This window comes from Pseudomonas capeferrum (assembly GCF_013523055.1).
GTDB classification, from domain to species: Bacteria; Pseudomonadota; Gammaproteobacteria; order Pseudomonadales; family Pseudomonadaceae; genus Aquipseudomonas; species Aquipseudomonas capeferrum_A.
The window spans coordinates 1-284 of record NZ_JAAMQM010000084.1 but is presented as its reverse complement, the minus strand read 5'-3'; the positions used below and the strand labels follow the sequence as shown (position 1 = coordinate 284).

The following is a 284-nucleotide window of genomic DNA, read 5'->3' as shown; positions in this document are numbered from 1 at the left end:
AGTTACCGGCCATGCGGGCCTGACGTTCACCCTCACCGATGGCACCACGATCACCATCCCGAGCGGCAGTACCGCTGGCACCGCCACCATCACCGCCAACGATGACGTGTATGTCGGTGGCCAGCCGACCATTGCCCAGACCATCACCGGTGTGACTGGTGATGCGGTCTTCGAGAACCTGATCACTGCTGGCAGCACCAACACAGTCGTCACTGACGAACCGGGAACTCCAGGTAATCCGGGTACCCCTGGCACGCCGAACGCTGGCGACCAGATCGCCGTCT

At 62.7% G+C, this 284-nt stretch carries 1 protein-coding gene; it reads left to right on the top strand.

Annotated features, from left to right (window positions below; translation table 11 throughout):
- Positions 1-284: immunoglobulin-like domain-containing protein (locus G7009_RS27400; protein ID WP_181133390.1), on the top strand; the 284-nt coding region annotated here is incomplete at both ends.